Source organism: Streptomyces sp. NPDC088794 (assembly GCF_044750545.1).
Taxonomy (GTDB): Bacteria; Actinomycetota; Actinomycetes; order Streptomycetales; family Streptomycetaceae; genus Streptomyces.
Genome location: NZ_JBIVKB010000016.1, coordinates 52,985 through 70,542 on the forward strand (window position 1 = coordinate 52,985; position 17,558 = coordinate 70,542).

Annotated in this window: 15 protein-coding genes, 1 tRNA gene and 1 pseudogene; 9 read left to right on the plus strand and 8 right to left on the minus strand. The window is 70.7% G+C overall.

All coding sequences use genetic code 11. The features are described from left to right. Positions 1-229: 229 nt before the first annotated feature. The 3 genes from orn to ACIP6U_RS36485 all read left to right on the plus strand — a co-directional run bounded on the left by orn (position 230) and on the right by ACIP6U_RS36485 (position 1,553). Positions 230-832, plus strand: coding sequence for an oligoribonuclease (orn, locus tag ACIP6U_RS36475; protein ID WP_401726845.1), 603 nt, complete (start codon positions 230-232; stop codon positions 830-832). A gap of 82 nt (positions 833-914) precedes the next feature. After that, positions 915-990 (plus strand) — tRNA-His (locus ACIP6U_RS36480). Positions 991-1,055: 65 nt separating this feature from the next. Then, positions 1,056-1,553 (plus strand): GNAT family N-acetyltransferase, encoded by a 498-nt coding sequence (locus tag ACIP6U_RS36485; RefSeq protein ID WP_401726847.1) that lies wholly within the window; start codon positions 1,056-1,058, stop codon positions 1,551-1,553. Positions 1,554-1,651: 98 nt separating this feature from the next. On the opposite strand, the pseudogene ACIP6U_RS36490 reads toward ACIP6U_RS36485, so the two are convergent. Together ACIP6U_RS36490 and ACIP6U_RS36495 are read right to left on the minus strand one after the other, a co-directional pair. Next, positions 1,652-1,870: pseudogene (locus tag ACIP6U_RS36490) on the minus strand (DUF6228 family protein); the annotation flags it as partial. 95 nt (positions 1,871-1,965) lie between these two features. Then, positions 1,966-3,009 carry a LacI family DNA-binding transcriptional regulator gene (locus ACIP6U_RS36495; protein WP_401726849.1) on the minus strand — a complete coding sequence of 348 codons (1,044 nt, stop codon included), beginning with the start codon at positions 3,007-3,009 and terminating at the stop codon, positions 1,966-1,968. 404 nt (positions 3,010-3,413) lie between these two features. On the opposite strand from ACIP6U_RS36495, the gene ACIP6U_RS36500 reads away from it, so the two are divergent. The 4 genes from ACIP6U_RS36500 (at position 3,414) to ACIP6U_RS36515 (ending at position 8,273) form a co-directional block, all read left to right on the plus strand. Then, positions 3,414-4,748: an extracellular solute-binding protein gene (locus ACIP6U_RS36500; RefSeq protein ID WP_401726850.1), complete on the plus strand. Its 1,335-nt coding sequence runs from the start codon at positions 3,414-3,416 to the stop codon at positions 4,746-4,748. A 5-nt stretch (positions 4,749-4,753) separates the two neighbouring features. Beyond that, positions 4,754-5,773: a carbohydrate ABC transporter permease gene (locus tag ACIP6U_RS36505; protein WP_401727189.1), complete on the plus strand. Its 1,020-nt coding sequence runs from the start codon at positions 4,754-4,756 to the stop codon at positions 5,771-5,773. A gap of 12 nt (positions 5,774-5,785) precedes the next feature. Beyond that, positions 5,786-6,691: a carbohydrate ABC transporter permease gene (locus ACIP6U_RS36510; RefSeq protein ID WP_401726852.1), complete on the plus strand. Its 906-nt coding sequence runs from the start codon at positions 5,786-5,788 to the stop codon at positions 6,689-6,691. Positions 6,692-6,836: 145 nt separating this feature from the next. Then, positions 6,837-8,273, plus strand: coding sequence for a GH1 family beta-glucosidase (locus ACIP6U_RS36515; RefSeq protein WP_401726853.1), 1,437 nt, complete (start codon positions 6,837-6,839; stop codon positions 8,271-8,273). A gap of 172 nt (positions 8,274-8,445) precedes the next feature. On the opposite strand, the gene ACIP6U_RS36520 is transcribed toward ACIP6U_RS36515, so the two are convergent. The 4 genes from ACIP6U_RS36520 to ACIP6U_RS36535 all read right to left on the minus strand — a co-directional run bounded on the left by ACIP6U_RS36520 (position 8,446) and on the right by ACIP6U_RS36535 (position 13,394). Further along, the gene (locus tag ACIP6U_RS36520) at positions 8,446-9,540 is read right to left on the minus strand and encodes an SH3 domain-containing protein (RefSeq protein WP_401726855.1); all 1,095 of its coding nucleotides are present in this window, start codon (positions 9,538-9,540) and stop codon (positions 8,446-8,448) included. 168 nt (positions 9,541-9,708) lie between these two features. Next, positions 9,709-11,181: a cellulose binding domain-containing protein gene (locus ACIP6U_RS36525; protein ID WP_401726856.1), complete on the minus strand. Its 1,473-nt coding sequence runs from the start codon at positions 11,179-11,181 to the stop codon at positions 9,709-9,711. Positions 11,182-11,286: 105 nt separating this feature from the next. After that, the gene (locus ACIP6U_RS36530) at positions 11,287-12,690 is read right to left on the minus strand and encodes a sensor histidine kinase (RefSeq protein WP_401726857.1); all 1,404 of its coding nucleotides are present in this window, start codon (positions 12,688-12,690) and stop codon (positions 11,287-11,289) included. Beyond that, positions 12,687-13,394 (minus strand): response regulator transcription factor, encoded by a 708-nt coding sequence (locus ACIP6U_RS36535; RefSeq protein WP_401726859.1) that lies wholly within the window; start codon positions 13,392-13,394, stop codon positions 12,687-12,689. The genes ACIP6U_RS36530 and ACIP6U_RS36535 overlap by 4 nt, the downstream gene beginning before the upstream one ends. A 97-nt stretch (positions 13,395-13,491) precedes the next feature. On the opposite strand from ACIP6U_RS36535, the gene ACIP6U_RS36540 reads away from it, so the two are divergent. Next, positions 13,492-14,007 (plus strand): hypothetical protein, encoded by a 516-nt coding sequence (locus tag ACIP6U_RS36540; RefSeq protein WP_401726861.1) that lies wholly within the window; start codon positions 13,492-13,494, stop codon positions 14,005-14,007. Between the two features lie 289 nt (positions 14,008-14,296). On the opposite strand, the gene ACIP6U_RS36545 is transcribed toward ACIP6U_RS36540, so the two are convergent. Together ACIP6U_RS36545 and ACIP6U_RS36550 are read right to left on the minus strand one after the other, a co-directional pair. Then, positions 14,297-15,166 carry a spermidine synthase gene (locus ACIP6U_RS36545; protein WP_401726864.1) on the minus strand — a complete coding sequence of 290 codons (870 nt, stop codon included), beginning with the start codon at positions 15,164-15,166 and terminating at the stop codon, positions 14,297-14,299. 100 nt (positions 15,167-15,266) lie between these two features. Continuing rightward, a complete protein-coding gene (locus ACIP6U_RS36550) occupies positions 15,267-15,704 on the minus strand; it encodes a hypothetical protein (protein WP_401726866.1) in 438 nt (145 codons plus the stop codon). 300 nt (positions 15,705-16,004) lie between these two features. Between ACIP6U_RS36550 and ACIP6U_RS36555 the strand changes: the two genes are divergently transcribed. Then, positions 16,005-17,510, plus strand: a complete 1,506-nt coding sequence (locus ACIP6U_RS36555) for a tetratricopeptide repeat protein (protein WP_401726867.1) — start codon at positions 16,005-16,007, stop codon at positions 17,508-17,510. Positions 17,511-17,558: the final 48 nt, after the last annotated feature.

The window sequence follows — 17,558 nt, forward strand, 5'->3', positions numbered from 1 at the left end:
CCCCACCCACCCGCTGGGGCTTCACCTGGGGCGGGCCCTTGCCGAGGAGGCGCAGGCCCTTACCCAGGAGGTCGGCACTTCTCATCGCCGGTGCAGGCATTTTCAGCCCGTCCGGCGTTTGAGGACGAGGCCGTCCAGGCCGAAAGCGGGGGTCTGGGGGCGCGGCCCCCAGTGACGTCCACGACAACGCGGGGCACCTAAAAGCGGACGTCACCTTTAGGGTGGTCGCATGAACGATCGCATGGTGTGGATCGACTGCGAGATGACCGGCCTCTCGCTGTCCGACGACGCGCTCATCGAGGTGGCCGCCCTGGTCACCGACTCCGAGCTGAACGTGCTCGGCGAGGGCGTGGACATCGTCATCCGTCCGCCGGCCGAGGCCCTCGAGACGATGCCGGACGTGGTGCGCCAGATGCACACCTCCTCAGGGCTGCTCGACGAGCTCGACGGCGGTACGACGCTGGCCGACGCCGAGGAGCAGGTGCTCGCCTACATCCGGGAACACGTCAAGGAGCCCGGCAAGGCCCCGCTGTGCGGCAACTCGGTCGGCACCGACCGCGGTTTCCTGCTGCGTGACATGCCGACGCTGGAGGAGTACCTCCACTACCGCATCGTCGACGTGTCCAGCGTCAAGGAGCTGGCCCGACGCTGGTACCCCCGGGCGTACTTCAACAGCCCCGAGAAGAACGGCAACCACCGCGCCCTCGCCGACATCCGCGAGTCCATCGCTGAGCTGCGCTACTACCGCGAGGCGATCTTCGTACCGCAGCCGGGCCCCGACTCGGACACGGCCCGGACCATCGCCGCGAAGCACGTGCTGCCCGCACGGTAAAAGCCGTGCGCGAGCACCCCTTCGGACCCTGTACACTTTTTCTCGGCCGGTCGGAAAATCACTGATTGAACGACCGGGCGTGGTGGGTGTAGCTCAGCTGGTAGAGCACCTGGTTGTGGTCCAGGAAGTCGCGGGTTCAAGTCCCGTCACTCACCCCAGGAAATCGGCCGGTGGCCCCGTTGATTCGGGACCACCGGCCGATTCGTATTCCACGGGACGCCACATGGACATCACCACGATCCACACCCCCCGCCTCGACCTCCTCCCCCTCCGCGTCGACCACGCCGCCGAGATGGCCGAAGTCCTCTCCGACCCGGCCCTGCACACCTACATCGGCGGCACCCCCGCCTCCCCCGCCGCCCTGCGCGCCCGCTACGAACGCCTGGTCACCGGCTCCCCCGACCCGTCCGTGACCTGGCTCAACTGGGTCCTGCGCCACCGCGCCGACACCCACCTCCTCGGCACGGTCCAGGCCACACTCACCGGCTCCACGGCAGAGATCGCCTGGATCACCGGCACCCCCTGGCAGGGCCACGGCTACGCCTCGGAGGCGGTAGGCGCCTTGATCACCTGGCTCACCGAACAGCGCGTCCGTACGGCCATCGCCCACATCCACCCCGCCCACCTGGCGTCGGAGGCAGTGGCCCGAGCGGCGGGCCTACAGCCGACGGCCGAGGAACAGGACGGTGAGCGGCGCTGGCGGTTGGCGCTGACCGGCTGAGTCACCTGGTGGATCCCGGATGTCACCGTCGTTCCCACTCCAGCGGCCTTCGGCCAAGGCCGCACGGTCCAGGTCAGCCCCACGTACCCGCCGAACCGGAAGACGGCTGACACCGCCAGGTCCCGGTCGTCGGTCTGCCAGCTCCGTGCGCCGTCCCAACCCCGGTAGTCGGCGGCCAACCCCTCCAGGAACCGCGCGAGATCGTCGGCCCGGACCCAGGCGACGACCTCGTCGACACGAGCGGTCAGACCTGGGGCATGCAGCTCAACGGCATAGTGCGCGGAGTCCGCGTCCAGGGCGATCCGTTGTCCTGGCAGCGGACGGTCACGCCGGCCCTGTCATCGGTGTTGTCGTCCGAGGAGGTCACGAGCGGAAGGCCAGGCCGACACCGCGCAGGCCGTCATCAAGCCGATCACGACGACGCCCGCGTCACCAACTCCGTTGCCAGTACCACCTGTCGGCGTTCCAGGCCCCGTGAAACCGCCGGACGGCGGTCCGCGATCTCTTCGAGGAGGAGGTCGATCATGCGGCGGCCCATTTCCTCGATGGGCTGGCGGACGCTGGTGAGGGGTGGGTCCATGTGGCGGGCTATGGCCGAGTCGTCGTAGCCGACGAGGGCCACGTCGTCGGGGATGCGGCGGCCCTCCTCGCGCAGCACCTGGCGGGCGCCGGCCGCCATGACGTCCGAGCCGGCGAAGACCGCGTCCAGGTCGGGGCGGCGGGCGAGCAGGGTCGTCATCGCTCTGCGGCCGCCCTCCTCGGTGAAGTCCCCCGGCTCGATGAGCTGTTCGTCCACCGGGTGGCCCGCGTCGCGCAGGGCGTCGCGGTAGCCGTCGACGCGGCGCTGGGCGCCGTACACGTCCAGGCGGCCCGTGATGTGGGCGATCGTGCGGTGGCCGCCGGAGAGCAGGTGTTCCACGGCCGAGCGGCCGCCGCCGTAGTTGTCCGAGTCCACGGAGGTGAGCGTCTCCGCGGCCGAGCGGGGGCCGCTGATCACCGCCGGGATCTCCAACTGGGAGAGGAGGTCGGGGAGCGGGTCGTCCGCGTGGACCGAGACCAGCAGGACGCCGTCCACCCGGTGCGCGGCCAAGTACTGGGCCAGGCGCCGCCGTTCACGGTCGCTGCCCGCGAAGATCAGCAGCAACTGCATCTCGGTGTCCGAGAGTTCCGCGCCGACGCCCTTCAGCATGTCCGAGAAGTACGGCTCCGCGAAGAACCGCGTCTCCGGCTCGGGGACGACCAGCGCGATCGCGTCCGTGCGGTTGGCGGCGAGCGCCCGGGCCGCGGTGTTCGGGACATAGCCGAGTTCGGCGACCGCGGCCTCGACCGCCGCGCGGGTCGCGTCGCTGACCCGCGGCGAGCCGTTGATCACCCGGGAGACCGTGCCACGACCGACACCGGCACGCGCGGCGACCTCTTCGAGGGTGGGCCTGCCACCACTCCGGCTCCGCGACATGGCTCCGCCTTTCCGCCGTTGAACCCTGCCTTGGCCTGGAATCTAACAGTCCCGCCCAACCAGTGGACGCCCCTGGGTGCTGCCGCCTCCAGACCCCCGCTCCGGCCCTGAAGGGGCCTTGTCCTCGAACGCCGAACAGGCTGAGAGTGGGCGGCAGCGAAAGAAGCCGCGGATTTATCGACTCCACTTAACAGCCCGATAACTGAACGCATCTCGCCACGCTCACTCCCTTGACACCCCCGCCCGGACCCGCCAACCTTCAACACATCACTGGTGGGAGCGCTCCCACAGTACCTGACACATACACATCCCGCACGTTCCCCGCCCGAGCCGCAGCGTGAACTAACGGGCCCAACAATGCAGTTGGCCGGGGGGTCGGCACGTCAGGGCAACAGGAGGACGCAATGCGCGCACGGACCCGAACCGGTACCGCCCACCGGGCGGTGGCCTTGGCGGTGGTCGCAACGCTGGGCGCCGGGCTGCTGGCCGGGTGTGCCGACGACGGTGGTGACAAGTCCGGGTCGTCGGACGACAGCGGCGGCGGCAAGGGCAAGACCACGGTCAGTCTCGGACTCTTCGGCACGTTCGGCTTCAAGGAAGCCGGCCTGTACGCCGAGTACGAGAAGCTCCACCCCGACATCAAGATCACCGAGAACGTCACCGAGCGGAACGAGAACTACTACCCCGCTCTGCTCAACCACCTCACCACCGGCAGCGGTCTTCAGGACATCCAGGCCGTCGAAGTCGGCAACATCGCCGAGATCGTGAACACCCAGGCCGCCAAGCTGGAGGACCTCTCCAAGGTCTCGGGTGTGAACAAGAGCGACTTCCTGGACTGGAAGTGGGCGCAGGCCACGACCAAGGACAGCCAGACGATCGGTCTTGGCACGGACGTCGGGCCGATGGCCATCTGCTACCGGAAGGACCTGTTCAAGAGCGCCGGACTGCCCACCGACCGCGACGCGGTCGGCAAGTTGTGGGCCGGCAGCTGGGACAAGTTCGTCACGGTCGGCCAGGACTACAAGAAGAAGGCGCCCAAGGGCACCACCTTCATGGACTCCCCCGGCGGTCTGCTGAACGCGGTGCTCAGCAGCGAGAAGGAGAAGTTCTACGACTCCTCCGGCAAGGTCATCTACAAGACCAACCCGGCCGTGCGTGCCGCCTTCGACCTCACGGCGAAGGCCGCCCAGGAGGGCCTGGTCGGTGCGCAGACGCAGTTCCAGCCGGCCTGGGACACGACCATCGCCAACGTGAAGTTCGCCGCGATGGCCTGCCCGCCGTGGATGCTCGGCTACATCAAGGGCAAGTCGAAGCCGGCCGCCAAGGGCCAGTGGGACGTCGCGGTGGCGCCCAAGTCCGGTAACTGGGGCGGCTCGTTCCTGACCGTGCCCAAGAGCGGCAAGCACGTGAAGGAGGCCGAGGCGCTGGCCGCCTGGCTGACCGCGCCCGAGCAGCAGGCGAAGCTGTTCGCCGTACAGGGCAGCTTCCCGAGCGCGCAGGCCGCGTACACCTCCTCGGAGGTCACCGGCGCCAAGAACGACATGACCGGTGACGCACCGATCGGCACGATCTTCGCCGAGGCCGCCAAGGCCAGCCCGGTGCAGGTGATCGGTCCGAAGGACCAGATCATCCAGCAGGGTCTGACCGACAACGGCGTGATCCTGGTGACCAAGGGCAAGTCGCCCGAGGAGGCCTGGAACACGGCCACCAAGACCATCGACAACAACCTGGAGCAGTGACCGGTATGTCAACCCGGCACGACACCGCCGCGCCCCCCGCCAAGGAGGGGGGCGCGGCCCCGGGCCGCCCGCCCGAGGGCTCCGTGGCCGAGGCGGACGCGCGGCGCCGCGCCCGGCTGTCGCGTCGCTGGCAGCGGGACGTGCGCTGGAGTCCGTACGCCTTCGTCTCGCCGTTCTTCCTGCTCTTCCTGGCGTTCGGTCTGTTCCCGTTGATCTACACCGCGTGGGCCTCGCTGCACACGGTGGAGCTGACGGCGCCGACCGACATGCACTGGGCGGGGCTGCGCAACTACACGCGCATCTTCGACGACGACTTCTTCTGGAACGCGGCGAAGAACACCCTGACGATCGGGATCATCTCGACCGTTCCGCAGCTGTTCATGGCGATGGGGCTCGCCCACATCCTCAACTACAAGCTGCGCGCCTCGACCTTCTACCGGGTCGTGATGCTGGCGCCGTACGCGACCTCGATCGCCGCGGCCTCGCTGGTGTTCGCGCTGCTCTTCGGCCGCGACTACGGCATGATCAACTGGGTGCTGCACCAGGTCGGGATCGGCGCGATCGACTGGCAGGGGAGCAAGTGGCCCTCGCAGATAGCCGTTTCGTCGATCATCATCTGGCGGTGGACCGGCTACAACGCGCTGATCTATCTGGCCGCGATGCAGGCGATCCCGCAGGATCTGTACGAGTCGGCGGCGCTGGACGGCGCCAACCGGTGGCAGCAGTTCTTCCACGTCACGCTGCCCTCGCTGCGGCCGACGATCCTGTTCACCGTCGTCGTCTCGACGATCGGCGCGAGTCAGGTCTTCGGTGAGCCGCTGCTGTTCGACGCGAACAAGGGCGCGTCCGGCGGTGCGGAGCACCAGTTCCAGACGCTGGGTCTGTATCTGTACGAGCAGGGCTGGGTGAACCAGCACCTGGGCCGGGCCTCGGCGATCGCCTGGACGATGTTCCTGATCCTCATCGTGGTCGGGATCGTCAACTACGTCATCTCGCGCCGGCTGCGCGCCAGTTCCAGTTCCTAAGGAGACCCGGCCGTGACGACGACCCTGACGAAACCCGCGGACGCCACTCCCGAGGAACCTCGGCGCGTCCTCCGACCCAAGGCCGCGCGGGCGGGTGGCACGCTGCACGCCGGCCCGATCGCGTACGTCGTGCTGATCCTGTTCACGCTCGGCTCGCTGTTCCCACTGGTGTGGACGGCGATCGCCGCGTCCCGTGACAACAACCGGCTGGCGCAGACACCGCCGCCGTTCTGGTTCGGCTCGAACCTCATGCACAACCTCGACATCGCCTGGAACGACGCCAACCTGGGCAAGGCGTTCGTCAACACCACGATCGTGGCGGGCACTTGTGCCGTGACCATCGTGGTCCTGTCGACGATCGCCGGGTTCGCCTTCGCCAAGCTGCGGTTCAGAGGGCGGCAGGCGATGATGCTGATCGTGATCGGCACCATGGTGGTGCCGCCCCAACTCAGCATCATCCCGCTGTACATGCTGGTCGCGAAGCTGGACTGGTCCGACCAGCTCCAGGCGGTGATCCTGCCCGGTCTGGTCAGCGCGTTCGGTGTGTTCTTCATGCGGCAGTACCTGATCCAGGCGCTGCCGGACGAGTTGATCGAGGCGGCCCGGGTGGACGGCGCGAGCAGCTGGCGGGTGATCTGGCACATCGTGTTCCCGGCGGCGCGCCCCGCGATGGCCGTGCTGGGCATGCTGATGTTCGTGCAGACGTGGAACGACTTCCTGTGGCCCTTCCTGGTGCTGAGCCAGAACGGCAACCCGACCGTGCAGGTGGCGGTCGCCGGTCTGGGCCGCGGCTACACGCCGGACCAGTCGCTGATCATGGCGGGCGCGCTGCTGGGCACGCTGCCGCTGCTGGTCGTCTTCGCGATCTTCGGCAAGCAGATCGTGGGCGGCATCATGCAGGGAGCGGTCAAGGGCTGACCCCGCTCGTCCGCCCGTCTCGTCGAGGGCAGGGGCCGGGTCAGCGTCGACTCGGCCCCATCCCTCTCCGCGCACACCCCTCTTCTCCTGCTTTCTCCTCCTTCTTTACACGTCGGTCTCCACGACCTCCTATGGGAGCGCTTCCATGTCTGAGCCCGCAACGCCGGCGACCCCGGTGACCTTTCCTCCCGCCTTCCTCTGGGGCGCGGCGACCTCCGCGTACCAGATCGAGGGTGCGGTGCGGGAGGACGGCCGTACGCCTTCGATCTGGGACACCTTCAGCCATACGCCGGGCCGGACGGCCGGCGGCGAGCACGGTGACATCGCCGTCGACCACTACCACCGCTACCGCGACGACGTGGCGCTGATGGCCGACCTGGGCCTGACGGCGTACCGCTTCTCGATCTCCTGGTCGCGGGTGCAGCCGACGGGCCGGGGCCCGGCGGTCCAGGTGGGCCTGGACTTCTACCGCCGGCTGGTCGACGAACTGCTGGCACACGGCATCAAGCCCGCCGTCACCCTCTACCACTGGGATCTGCCGCAGGAGTTGGAGGACGCGGGCGGCTGGCCGGAGCGCGACACGGCGTTCCGGTTCGCCGAGTACGCGCAGATCGTGGGCGAGGCGCTGGGCGACCGGGTGGAGCAGTGGATCACCCTCAACGAGCCCTGGTGCAGCGCCTTTCTGGGCTACGCCTCGGGTGTGCACGCGCCGGGCCGCACGGACCCGGAGGCCTCGCTGCGGGCCGCGCACCACCTCAACCTGGCGCACGGCCTCGGCACCACGGCCCTGCGCTCCTCGATGCCGTCCCGCAACTCGGTGGCGCTGAGCCTCAACTCCTCGGTGGTCAGGCCGGTTTCGCAGGACCCGGCGGATCTGGCGGCGGCCCAGAAGATCGACGACCTGGCCAACGGCGTCTTCCACGGCCCGATCCTGCACGGCGCGTACCCGCGGACGCTGCTGGCGGCGACCTCGTCGGTGACCGACTGGTCGTACGTCCTTGACGGCGATCTGCGGGCGATCCACCAGCCGTTGGACGCGCTGGGCCTCAACTACTACACGCCCACGCTGGTTTCGGCGGCCGAGTCGGCCGGTCCCGGTCCGCGCGCCGACGGCCACGGCGCGAGCGCGCACTCGCCCTGGCCGGGCGCGGACGACGTCACCTTCCACCAGACCCCGGGCGAGCGCACGGAGATGGGCTGGACGATCGACCCGACGGGCCTGCACGAGCTGATCATGCGCTACTCCCGCGAGGCCCCGGGCCTGCCGCTCTACATCACCGAGAACGGCGCGGCCTACGACGACAAGCCCGACCCGGACGGCCGCGTCCACGACCCGGAGCGCATCGCGTATCTGCACGGACACCTCGCGGCGGTCCGGCGCGCGATCGCGGACGGCGCGGACGTCCGGGGCTACTACCTGTGGTCGCTGCTGGACAACTTCGAGTGGGCGTACGGCTACGAGAAGCGGTTCGGGGCGGTGTACGTGGACTACGCGACGCTGGCCCGGACACCGAAGTCGAGCGCGCTCTGGTACGGGCGGGCGGCTCGGTCGGGGGCGTTGCCGCCTGCCACGGAGGTCTGAGCGTCTCGCCGGAGGTGGCGCGGTGCTCCGTCGTTGTCTGCGGCGCCGTTGTGGCTGGTCGCGCAGTTCCCCGCGCCCCTGGGGCGTTGACGGCCTCTTGGTCGAATCGGGCCGGCCCGCTCGGCGGGGGGCCGGGGTGCGGGCCGTCGTGGGGGCGGGCCGCACCCCGGCGTCAGCAGGTGGCGGGGACGAGTGTCTCGGGGGCGTCGCCGAACGCGGTGCCGGTGACCCAGCCCGTGCCGCCGTCGGCGAGGCTCAGCTGGATCCAGACGCTGCTCGTCCTGCCGTGGGCGGTGACCTGTTCGGCCTGCTGTACGCAGAGCGCGGGGTAGTCGGTGCCGGCCATGACGCTGCTGAGCTGGGTGCCCGTAATGCTCGGGGTCGAGCGCACCGGCGCGTTGGCGTCCGCGTGGACCGTGGTGGTGCCGGTGCTGGGGGGTGCGTCCGGGCTCTCGTCCGGTGAGACCGTCGGCGAGGGGCTGCCGTCCGTCACCGTGGGACTCGGCTCGACGTCGGGACCGGCGACGTAGACGGTGGCCGCCTGCCGGGTGCTCGCGGTGACCTTGTCGCCGGGGCCCGGGTCCCCGTCGGCGGCCGGCGGCAGTTGGACGGATCCTTCGGAAGCGAGGGGGATCAGGACGCGGGACACCGTGCCGTCGTCCTGGTCGGCCGGCTCGGTGGCGTACTGCACCGTGAGGCAGACGGCGGACAGTTCGGCCGCCGTGTCCGCGACGGAGTCGCCGGCCGACACCTCGGGCAGGGTGACCGGGACGCTCTCGCTCTGCGGGCAGGAGGGCGCCGACGAGGTCGGGACCTGGGTGTCCTGCGGGGTGTCGGAGATCGTCAGCGTTCCGCCGGTCTGCTGTCCGGTGAAGTCGGTCCGGAGAATTCCCTTCGCGGGGGCCAGGGTGATTCCGTCCATCGCCGGTTCCACCTTGTGTTCGGTATGGATCACATAACCGGCCTCGGCCAGCCCCAGCTTTTGGTCGACGTACCGAATGACGGCGGTGAGATATCCCTTCGGACTGACCGCGAACTGGTGTTCCACACCGGTGTCCACGCTGAACGCGCCGATCGGTGTCACAAAGGAACGCCCCACGGAGATGCTGATCTTTCCCGAGGCATCGAGAGTGAAAGTCACGGGAACGAATTCCGGGGTGAAGGAGACGGACGGATTCGACTTCTCACAGCCTGCCGCTCCCACCAGGGTCAGCAGGGACGCTCCCACCAGGAGCAGGGTGAACAGACGCACGCGTATCGAGCCCATGGCTCTCCCCCGATTCTCCGCCGGCGCACGACGGCTCGGGCATCGTAGCGACGCGATTCACGGCATCACCAGGGGAATTCCCCCGTTGCGACGGCAGAGGAAAATGAGGCGGAGCCCGGCGAATTCGATCCGCCGGGCCCGTCATTCACGTATCAATAAAACGCGCGACTAGTTGTACGTGCCGAACGCCTTCGAGAACGCGAACTTGTCCTGGAGGATCGAGCTGCAGGTGGCGTCGGCGGTCGGCTTGGTGCCACCGGCGCACTGCTGGTCGCGGCCGGCCGACCACATCGAGAGCCAGCCGAGGCCCTTGGACTTGGCGAAGTTGACCAGTTGGGTGGCGTCGTCGACCTTGAAGATCTCGGCGGCCACATCGTTCACGCCCAGCATGGGGGTGACGGCGACGGTCTTCCAGGCGGCGGCGTCCGAGAGGCCGAGCACGCTCTTGACCTGGGCCTGGGTGGCGGTGGCCGCCTGTTCGGCGTAGGTGCCCATGTCGCCGCTGTAGGCGGGGCCGTAGTCCATGGCCATGATGTTGACCGTGTTGATCTTCACGCCGTTGGACTTGGCGTTGGACAGGAGGTTCACGCCGTCCTGGGTGAGGCCCTCGGGCATCACGGGGAGGGTGTACGAGACGTCCAGGCCCGGGTGCGCGGCCTGGAGCTTGGCTATCGCCTTGGCGCGGTTGGTGTTCGCGGCGGTGTTGGGCAGCGCGCCGCCCTCGACGTCGAAGTCGACCTTGGTGAGCTTGTAGGCGTCCACGACCTTGCCGTACGCCGTCGCCAGCGCGTCCGCCGAGGAGCAGGTCGTGGCCAGTTCGGAGCCGGAGGCGCCGCCGAAGGAGACACGGACGTCGCCGCCCTTGGCGCGCAGGGCGCCGATCTGCGCGGCCACGGCGTCGGTGCCGAGGTCGCTGACGCCGCCCCACTTGGGGGTGCAGCCGCCGCCGTCGGTGATGAAGGCGAGGTTGTAGTTCTTGACGCCGGTCGCCGTCGCGCTCGCGAGGAGGTCGAAGGCCGGGTAGAGGGAGGTGTCGACGTAGGGCGCGAAGCCGGCGCTCGCGGTGGTGCCGGTGCCGGTGGTCGAGGTGGGGGTCGGCGTCGGCGTGGGGGTGGCCGTCTTGGTGGGCGTGGCCGTGGGGGTGGAGGTCGGCGTCGGGGTGGGCTTCGGGGTCGTGGTCTCCGTGGGGCGGCCGGTCGGTTCGGGCGTGGCGGTGTCGTCCGCGGAACACTTGACGCCGTCGATGAGACAGGCCGTGGGGTTCGCGGTGCCGTTGACCACGAAGCCGACGGTGACGGACTCGCCGGCGGTCAGCCCGTCGGTGTCCCACTTGGGCGGTGTCACGGTGACGTGCTGTCCGCTGACGCTCGACTCGGCGTTCCACAGCGAGCTGAGCTTGCTGCCGGAGGGCAGGTCGAACTGCAGCTTCCAGGTCTTCTCGGTGCCGCCGCTGTTGTTGGTGACGACGTACTGCGCGGTGTAACCCGTCGACCAGTCACTGGTCTTGGTGTACGCGGCGCCGATGCCGGCCGCCTGGGCGGTGCCCGTGAGCAGGACCGCGCCACCGCCGACCACGGCCGCGGCGACCACTCCGCCGATCACCTTGTTTCTGCCGCTCAGCTTGCGCCGGTGCGTGGTCATCGCGTGCCTGCCTTCGTTCTGGGGGTGGGGTGCGGCAGCACGCTAGCGACCTGGAATCGGGCAAAGTGCCTGATCCGGGCGGGGGTTGCGGATCTTAGGGTGCGCTTAAGGAAGGGATCGGGGGCGGTTAAAGGTCGAGACCAATCTGCCGCGCCGACGCCGTCGTACGGACCCCCGGTGACCTCTGCGTTCCGGCTCGCGGCCGTCCACCTGGATCCAGATCCGCACCTCGGTCCCGCCCAGCACGGACGACCCGATCCGTACGTCCCCGCCGGTCGACTCCGCGAGCCTGCGCACGATGTCCAGGCCGAGGCCGGTGGACCCGGCGTTGCCCGAGCCGCGCCCGCGCGCCATCGCGGCCACGGGGTCGATGATGCCGGGGCCCGCGTCGGAGACCAGGACGATCACCGCGTCCTCGCCGTTGTGCAGATCGACCGCGAAGGCCGTGCCCTCGACGGTGTGCCGGAAGACGTTGCCGAGCAGGGCGTCGAGCGCGGCCGCCAGGTCGGCGCGGGCCACGGGTATGCGTACCGGCCGGTCGGCCCCGGCCACCCGCCACTTGCGGCCCTCGTCCTCCGCGAGCGCCGACCAGAACACCATCCGCTCCCGGACCACCTCGGCCGCGTCGCACCCGGCGCCGGGCAACGCCGCCGCGGTCTGCGGCTTGGCCTCCCGCGCGGTCCGGATGATCGTGTCGACCTCACGCTCCAACTGGGCGACCGCCTCCCGGGTCTGGTCGGCGGCCGGACCGTCGCCGAGCGAGGCCGCGTTGAGCCGCAGCACGGTCAGCGGGGTACGCAGCCGGTGGGACAGGTCGGCCGCCAACTCCCGTTCGTTCGCCAGCAGTTGGACGACCTGGTCGGCCATCGAGTTGAACGCGACGGCGGCCAGGCGCAGTTCGTTCGGCCCTTCCTCCGGCACCCGCGCCCCGAGCTTGCCCTCCCCCAGCTCGTGCGCGCCCTCGACCAGGCGCCGGGCGGGCTTCACCATCCGTACGCCCAGCCGGTCGGCGACCGCGACCGAGCCGACGATCAGCGCGACACCGACCGCGGCGAGCACCGCCCAGGCCGTGCCCACGCCGTGCCTGACCTCGGCGTCGGGCACGAACACCTCGACGACCGCGATCGCGCCGGAGCTCAGCGCGACCGGCTGGAGCAGCGTGGAGCCGCCCTCGACCTCGGTCGTGGAGGCCCGGCCCAGCTTGCGTACGGTCGCGATGGCGTCGTCGGCCGCGCGCCTGCGCCCGATGTCGACGGCCTTGCCGCCGTCAACGGCGGGTATGTGCACGGCCATCCCGGAGTCGGAGCCCGCGGAGGCGACGACCTTCTCCAACTGGTCGCGGTCGGTGGTGATGGACAGCGCCGGGGCGACCGCGGCGGCCTCCCGCTCGGCGTTGGAGAACGCGCGGTCGCGGGCCATCTCCTTGATGACCAGGCCGAGCGGGACCGCGAAGGCGACCACGACCATGGCGGTGACCGCCAGGCAGACCTTGACCAGTGCCCATCTCATCGCGGCGGCTCCGCTCCCCCGGGTGGTTCCAGCTTCACGCCGACGCCGCGCAGGGTGTGCAGATAGCGCGGGCGGGCGGCGGTCTCGCCCAGCTTGCGGCGCAGCCAGGACAGATGGACGTCGATGGTCTGGTCGTCGCCGTACGACTGCTGCCACACCTCGGCGAGCAGCTCCTTGCGGGGCACGACGACGCCTGGCCGGCCGGCCAGGAAGGCCAGCAGGTCGAACTCGCGGCGGGTGAGGTCGAGCCGTACGCCGTCCAACTCGGCCTGGCGGCGCAGCGGATCGACGGTCAGACCGCCGACGCGCAGCACGCTGGACGGCGGGGCCTCGCCGGTGCCGGCGCGGGAGCGTCGTAGGACCGCCGCCATGCGCGCGGACAGGTGCTCGACCGAGAACGGCTTGGTCAGGTAGTCGTCCGCGCCCGCGTTCAGCAGCCGGACGATCTCCGTCTCGTCGTCGCGCGCGGTGGCGATGATCACGGGTACGTCCGTGATCCCGCGCAGCATCTTCAGCGCCTCGGACCCGTCCAGGTCGGGCAGTCCGAGGTCGAGGATGACCACGTCGAAACGGAAATGGGCGACCTCGCGCAGCGCCTCCAGTGCCGTCCCGACACTGCGCACCGTGTGGGCGGCGTCGGTCAGGTGCCTGATCAGCGCCGAGCGGACGAACTGGTCGTCCTCGACCACGAGCACACTTGCCATGCGCCGCACCGTACGCCATCCGGGCGAGCCGGATCCGGGCCTGTGGATAACTTCGGACGGGCGACACCTGTGGGGCGCGTGAGGCAGTATGGCCGCGATGCTCAGAGGACTCGCACACGTACTGGCTTGGTCGCTCGCCACGGGCGCGGCGGTCACGCTGTCGTGGTGGGGTGTCCACACGGTGATGGCGGGCACGGCCTACGATCCGCCGCGCGCCCTGCCCATCACGGCGGGCCGGGCGACCACGCAGGAGTCGAAGCCGCTCGCGACGTCGTCGCCGAGCAGGTCCACTCCCCCGCCGAAGCCGACGCCGTCGAAGACGTCCGCCGCGCCGAAGCCGACCCCTTCCAAGACCCCCACCACCACTCCCTCGCCCAGCACTTCGGCCGCCGGCCAGGTCAAGAGCTACGACACCGACGGCGGCCGGGTGGTCTTCGACCTCGCCGACACGTACGCGACGCTGGTGTCGGCGACGCCGGGTCCTGGCTGGTCGATGCAGGTGTGGAAGACGGAGACGTGGATCCGGCTGGAGTTCTCCTCTGGCGCGGACCGGGTGTCGGTGTTCTGCACGTGGCACGACGGGCCGCCGCGGGTGGACGTGGAGAACTACTAGGGCCTGTCCGGCGGATCAGGCCGGCTATGAGGTGCGGTGCTTCTTGGCCGAGCCGAGCGGGGTCTGGTGCGTGCAGCTGCGAGGCGGAGGAGGGCGGCGACGCGATGGGGGTCCCCCCGGTCGAGCGAAGCCGAGACTGGGGGAGTCGGCGACCGACGACAACGCCGTTGGGGGTCCCCCACGCCTTTAGGGCAGTGGGGGAGTGCGTGCCAGACCCCGCGACGCCGGACTGATCCGCCGGACAGGCCCTAGCCACCAACGGCCGGTTGAGGATCGACCGTCGGGTCGGTCAGCGGAACACCGAGGGTGGCGGGGCCGGCGAGGCCACCGCCGCCGTGTCCGTGACGGGGGCCGCGCCGCCGGTGAAGTCCAGCAGGGCGCGGCCGTGTTCGACGCGGCCGGGGTGCGGGTCGGAGGCCGCGCGGCGAGTGAGTTCCGCGAGCGGCAGCGGAGTGTCGGAGGCGACCAGGACCGCGTTGCCGAACCGTTTGCCGCGCAGCACGGTCGGGTCGGCGATCAGGGCGAGTTCGGGGAAGCGGGCGGCGGCGGTGGCGATCTGGCCGCGCAGATGGGCCAGCGGCGGGCCGTCGGCGAGGTTGGCGGCGTAGCAGCCGCTCGGGCGCAGCACGCGGCGGACCTCGTCCAGGAACTCCGTCGAGGTGAGGTGGGCGGGTGTACGGGCCCCGCTGAAGACGTCCGCGACGACGAGGTCGGCCCACCCGTCGAGCACCTTGGCGAGCCCTTCGCGCGCGTCGGCGGACCGCACCCTGATCCGGGCGGTGGTGTCCAACGGCAGCTGCCGGCGCACCAGTTGAACGAGCGAGGCGTCCCACTCGACGACCTGCTGGGTGGACCGGGGCCGGGTGGCGGCGACATAGCGGGCGAGGGTCAGCGCACCGCCCCCGAGGTGCACGACGTGCACGGGCTTGCCGGCCGGCGCGACGAGATCGACTACGTGCCCGAACCGACGCTGGTACTCGAAGGAGAGATACGCGGGATCGTCCAGATCCACGTGCGACTGCGGCGCCCCGTCGATCAACAGCGTCCAGCCCCGCGCCCGGTCCCGATCGGGTATGAGCTCGGCGAGCCCACCGTCGACGGCCTCGACGACGGCTTCAGCACCGGCCGACCCACGCCGCGCGTTCCTGGACTTTCCCATGCGCCCATTATCGACGGGGGTGGGAGGTGCCGCCTGCGCGCGCGGCGTCGCGGAACTGAAACCCCGGTAAGCGCCGCCCCGCACATCGCCGAAGGCACCGTCACCGGCAGTTGTCCGCCGCCTCGATCAAGCGGGCCGCCTCGCCCAGTGCCCGGCGCAGGACCGCCGGGTCGGTCGCGAGGTCGGTGTCGCCGGGCGGGAGGAGCCAGTCGGAGCCCTCGACGGGGGGCTCGGGGGGCAGGCGCAGGCCGCGGCCGTCGGTCTCCGTACAGGTGCTGCCGGGGACGTCCCAGGCGGCGGCGGTGCCGGAGGGAACGACGAAACCGAGGGTCCCGCAGCCGTCGTCGTGGAGTACGGGGCCCATCGCGTCGCAGGCGCCCCGGCGCAGGATGTCAACCGCCTCCAGACCCTGCCGCGTCGGCACCGTCACCAGGTCGCAGGCGGAGTCCGTGCCGGGCGGTGCGCCGCCGTCCGGTGCGGACGTGAACCCCGCCGTCGTCACCGGCGTACGAGGATCGCTGCTCTGCCTGGTTCGCATCCTGGACTCCACCACGGAACCCCTCCTTGGACGAAGCGGCTCGGGAGTCGGGTGGCTCCCGGTCCTGCTGGGTTCAACGCGCCGCCGCGTCAACGGCTACGGCGGAAATCCGCCGCAAAGGATGGCAGTTCATGGCAGATCCCGGATGAGATATCCGGTTTGTAGCCAAACCCTGCGTGCCGGGTCGGTGACAGCGGGTACGTTCATGCCCGCCGGAAATCAAGGGCGATCCCGTTGACAACCAGCTCAAGTCGCCCGGAATCCGGCTTGGTTCGACGGTTCGCACGAGAGGACCCGGCCATGGCGTCGTCAAAGGTGACCTCGTCCCAGCCCACCCGCCCACCACGGCCGAATCTGGCCTTCCGACAGCTGCGCGGCCGGCGCTCACCGGCCGAGTTCGCGGCGGCCGTACGGCGCTCGGCCCGTGAGATCGGGGAGCGGGTGAGCTGCGACGCGCGCTATGTCGGCCGGGTCGAGGCCGGCGAGATCCGTTGCCCCAACTACGCGTACGAACGGGTGTTCCTGCACATGTTCCCCGGCCGCACGCTCGCCGACCTGGGCTTCGCACCCCGCTCGTCCGTACGCGGCCGTGGGGCGCGTGCCACGGATGAGACGCAGGGGGCGCGCGATCCGTATGACACGAAGAACCCGCAGGGCGCGCGCGATACACACCCGCATGAGGGGGACCCGTACCGCACGCACGCGTACGACCCGCCCGACCATCACGAGAACCGTGAGCTCCACGAGAACGACGGGCTTCACGAGAACGACGAGAACGACGAGGAGAGCGACGTGCTACGTCGCGCATTCATGACCGGCGGGGGCGCCACGGTGGCCGCCGCCTCGCTGGGCCCCTTCGGGCTCGCCTTCGACGCGGCCGCCGCGGAACGTCCCGTGCGCCGGGCCGGGGCGAGCGACGCGGGCGCCCTGGAGGAAGCCGTCCGCAGGATCCGGCTGCTCGACGACCGGCACGGCGCGGACGGCCTCTACCGGCGTGCGGCGGCTCCGTTGCGCGCTGCCTACGCGCTGCTCGACGCCGGCGCGACCCGGCAGACCACCGCCGACCGGCTGCACTCGGGCGCGGGTGAACTCGCCATCTCGGTGGGCTGGTTGGCGCACGACTCGGGGCGCTGGGACGACGCGCGCTCGCACTACGCGGAGGCGCTCGCGACCGCCCGGATGACCGGCGACGACGCCTTGGAGGCGCACGCCTTCTGCAACACGGCGTTCCTCGCGCGCGACGCCGGCCGGCCGCGTGAGGCGGTGCGGGCCGCGCAGGCCGCGCAACGCGTGGGGCGGCCCCTGGGTTCGTCCCGCCTGATGTCGCTGCTCGCGCTGCGCGAGGCGGGCGGCTGGGCCGGGCTCGCCGACCGCGTCGCCTGCGAACAGGCGCTGGCCCGCGCGCAGACCCTCTACGAACGCGGCCCCTCGGACACCGACCCCGAGTGGATGACCTTCTACGGGGAGGCCGAACTGGAGGGCCTGGAGGCGCAGTGCTGGTCGACGCTGGGCGACTGGTCCCGTGCCGCCCGTCACGCGCGCCGTGCGGCCCATCTCCAGGACCCGCACTTCACCCGGAACATCGCCCTCTACACGGCGGAACTCGCCGACGACCTGGCCCGCGGCGGCCACCCCGACGAGGCCGCGACGGCGGGCCTGCGCGTCATGGACCTCCTGGACCAGGTCCAGTCCTCCCGCGTCCAGACGATGCTCGCGACCACCGCGCGCGTGCTGCTGCCGCACCGCCGGGCCTCGGGTGTGTCGACGTTCCTGGAGAGGCACGCTTCACGTCCGCGGATGGCGTGAGGCGTGGGGACAGCCCCGGACGGCGTGACGGGGGCGCGAGGGCGGGGC

Coding starts and splice junctions, on each gene's coding strand:
- orn (WP_401726845.1), top strand. CDS start 230: ATGAACGATCGCATGGTGTGGATCGACTGCGAGATGACCGGCCTCTCG.
- ACIP6U_RS36485 (WP_401726847.1), top strand. CDS start 1,056: ATGGACATCACCACGATCCACACCCCCCGCCTCGACCTCCTCCCCCTC.
- ACIP6U_RS36495 (WP_401726849.1), bottom strand. CDS start 3,009: ATGTCGCGGAGCCGGAGTGGTGGCAGGCCCACCCTCGAAGAGGTCGCC.
- ACIP6U_RS36500 (WP_401726850.1), top strand. CDS start 3,414: ATGCGCGCACGGACCCGAACCGGTACCGCCCACCGGGCGGTGGCCTTG.
- ACIP6U_RS36505 (WP_401727189.1), top strand. CDS start 4,754: ATGTCAACCCGGCACGACACCGCCGCGCCCCCCGCCAAGGAGGGGGGC.
- ACIP6U_RS36515 (WP_401726853.1), top strand. CDS start 6,837: ATGTCTGAGCCCGCAACGCCGGCGACCCCGGTGACCTTTCCTCCCGCC.
- ACIP6U_RS36520 (WP_401726855.1), bottom strand. CDS start 9,540: ATGGGCTCGATACGCGTGCGTCTGTTCACCCTGCTCCTGGTGGGAGCG.
- ACIP6U_RS36525 (WP_401726856.1), bottom strand. CDS start 11,181: ATGACCACGCACCGGCGCAAGCTGAGCGGCAGAAACAAGGTGATCGGC.
- ACIP6U_RS36530 (WP_401726857.1), bottom strand. CDS start 12,690: ATGAGATGGGCACTGGTCAAGGTCTGCCTGGCGGTCACCGCCATGGTC.
- ACIP6U_RS36535 (WP_401726859.1), bottom strand. CDS start 13,394: ATGGCAAGTGTGCTCGTGGTCGAGGACGACCAGTTCGTCCGCTCGGCG.
- ACIP6U_RS36540 (WP_401726861.1), top strand. CDS start 13,492: ATGCTCAGAGGACTCGCACACGTACTGGCTTGGTCGCTCGCCACGGGC.
- ACIP6U_RS36545 (WP_401726864.1), bottom strand. CDS start 15,166: ATGGGAAAGTCCAGGAACGCGCGGCGTGGGTCGGCCGGTGCTGAAGCC.
- ACIP6U_RS36550 (WP_401726866.1), bottom strand. CDS start 15,704: ATGCGAACCAGGCAGAGCAGCGATCCTCGTACGCCGGTGACGACGGCG.
- ACIP6U_RS36555 (WP_401726867.1), top strand. CDS start 16,005: ATGGCGTCGTCAAAGGTGACCTCGTCCCAGCCCACCCGCCCACCACGG.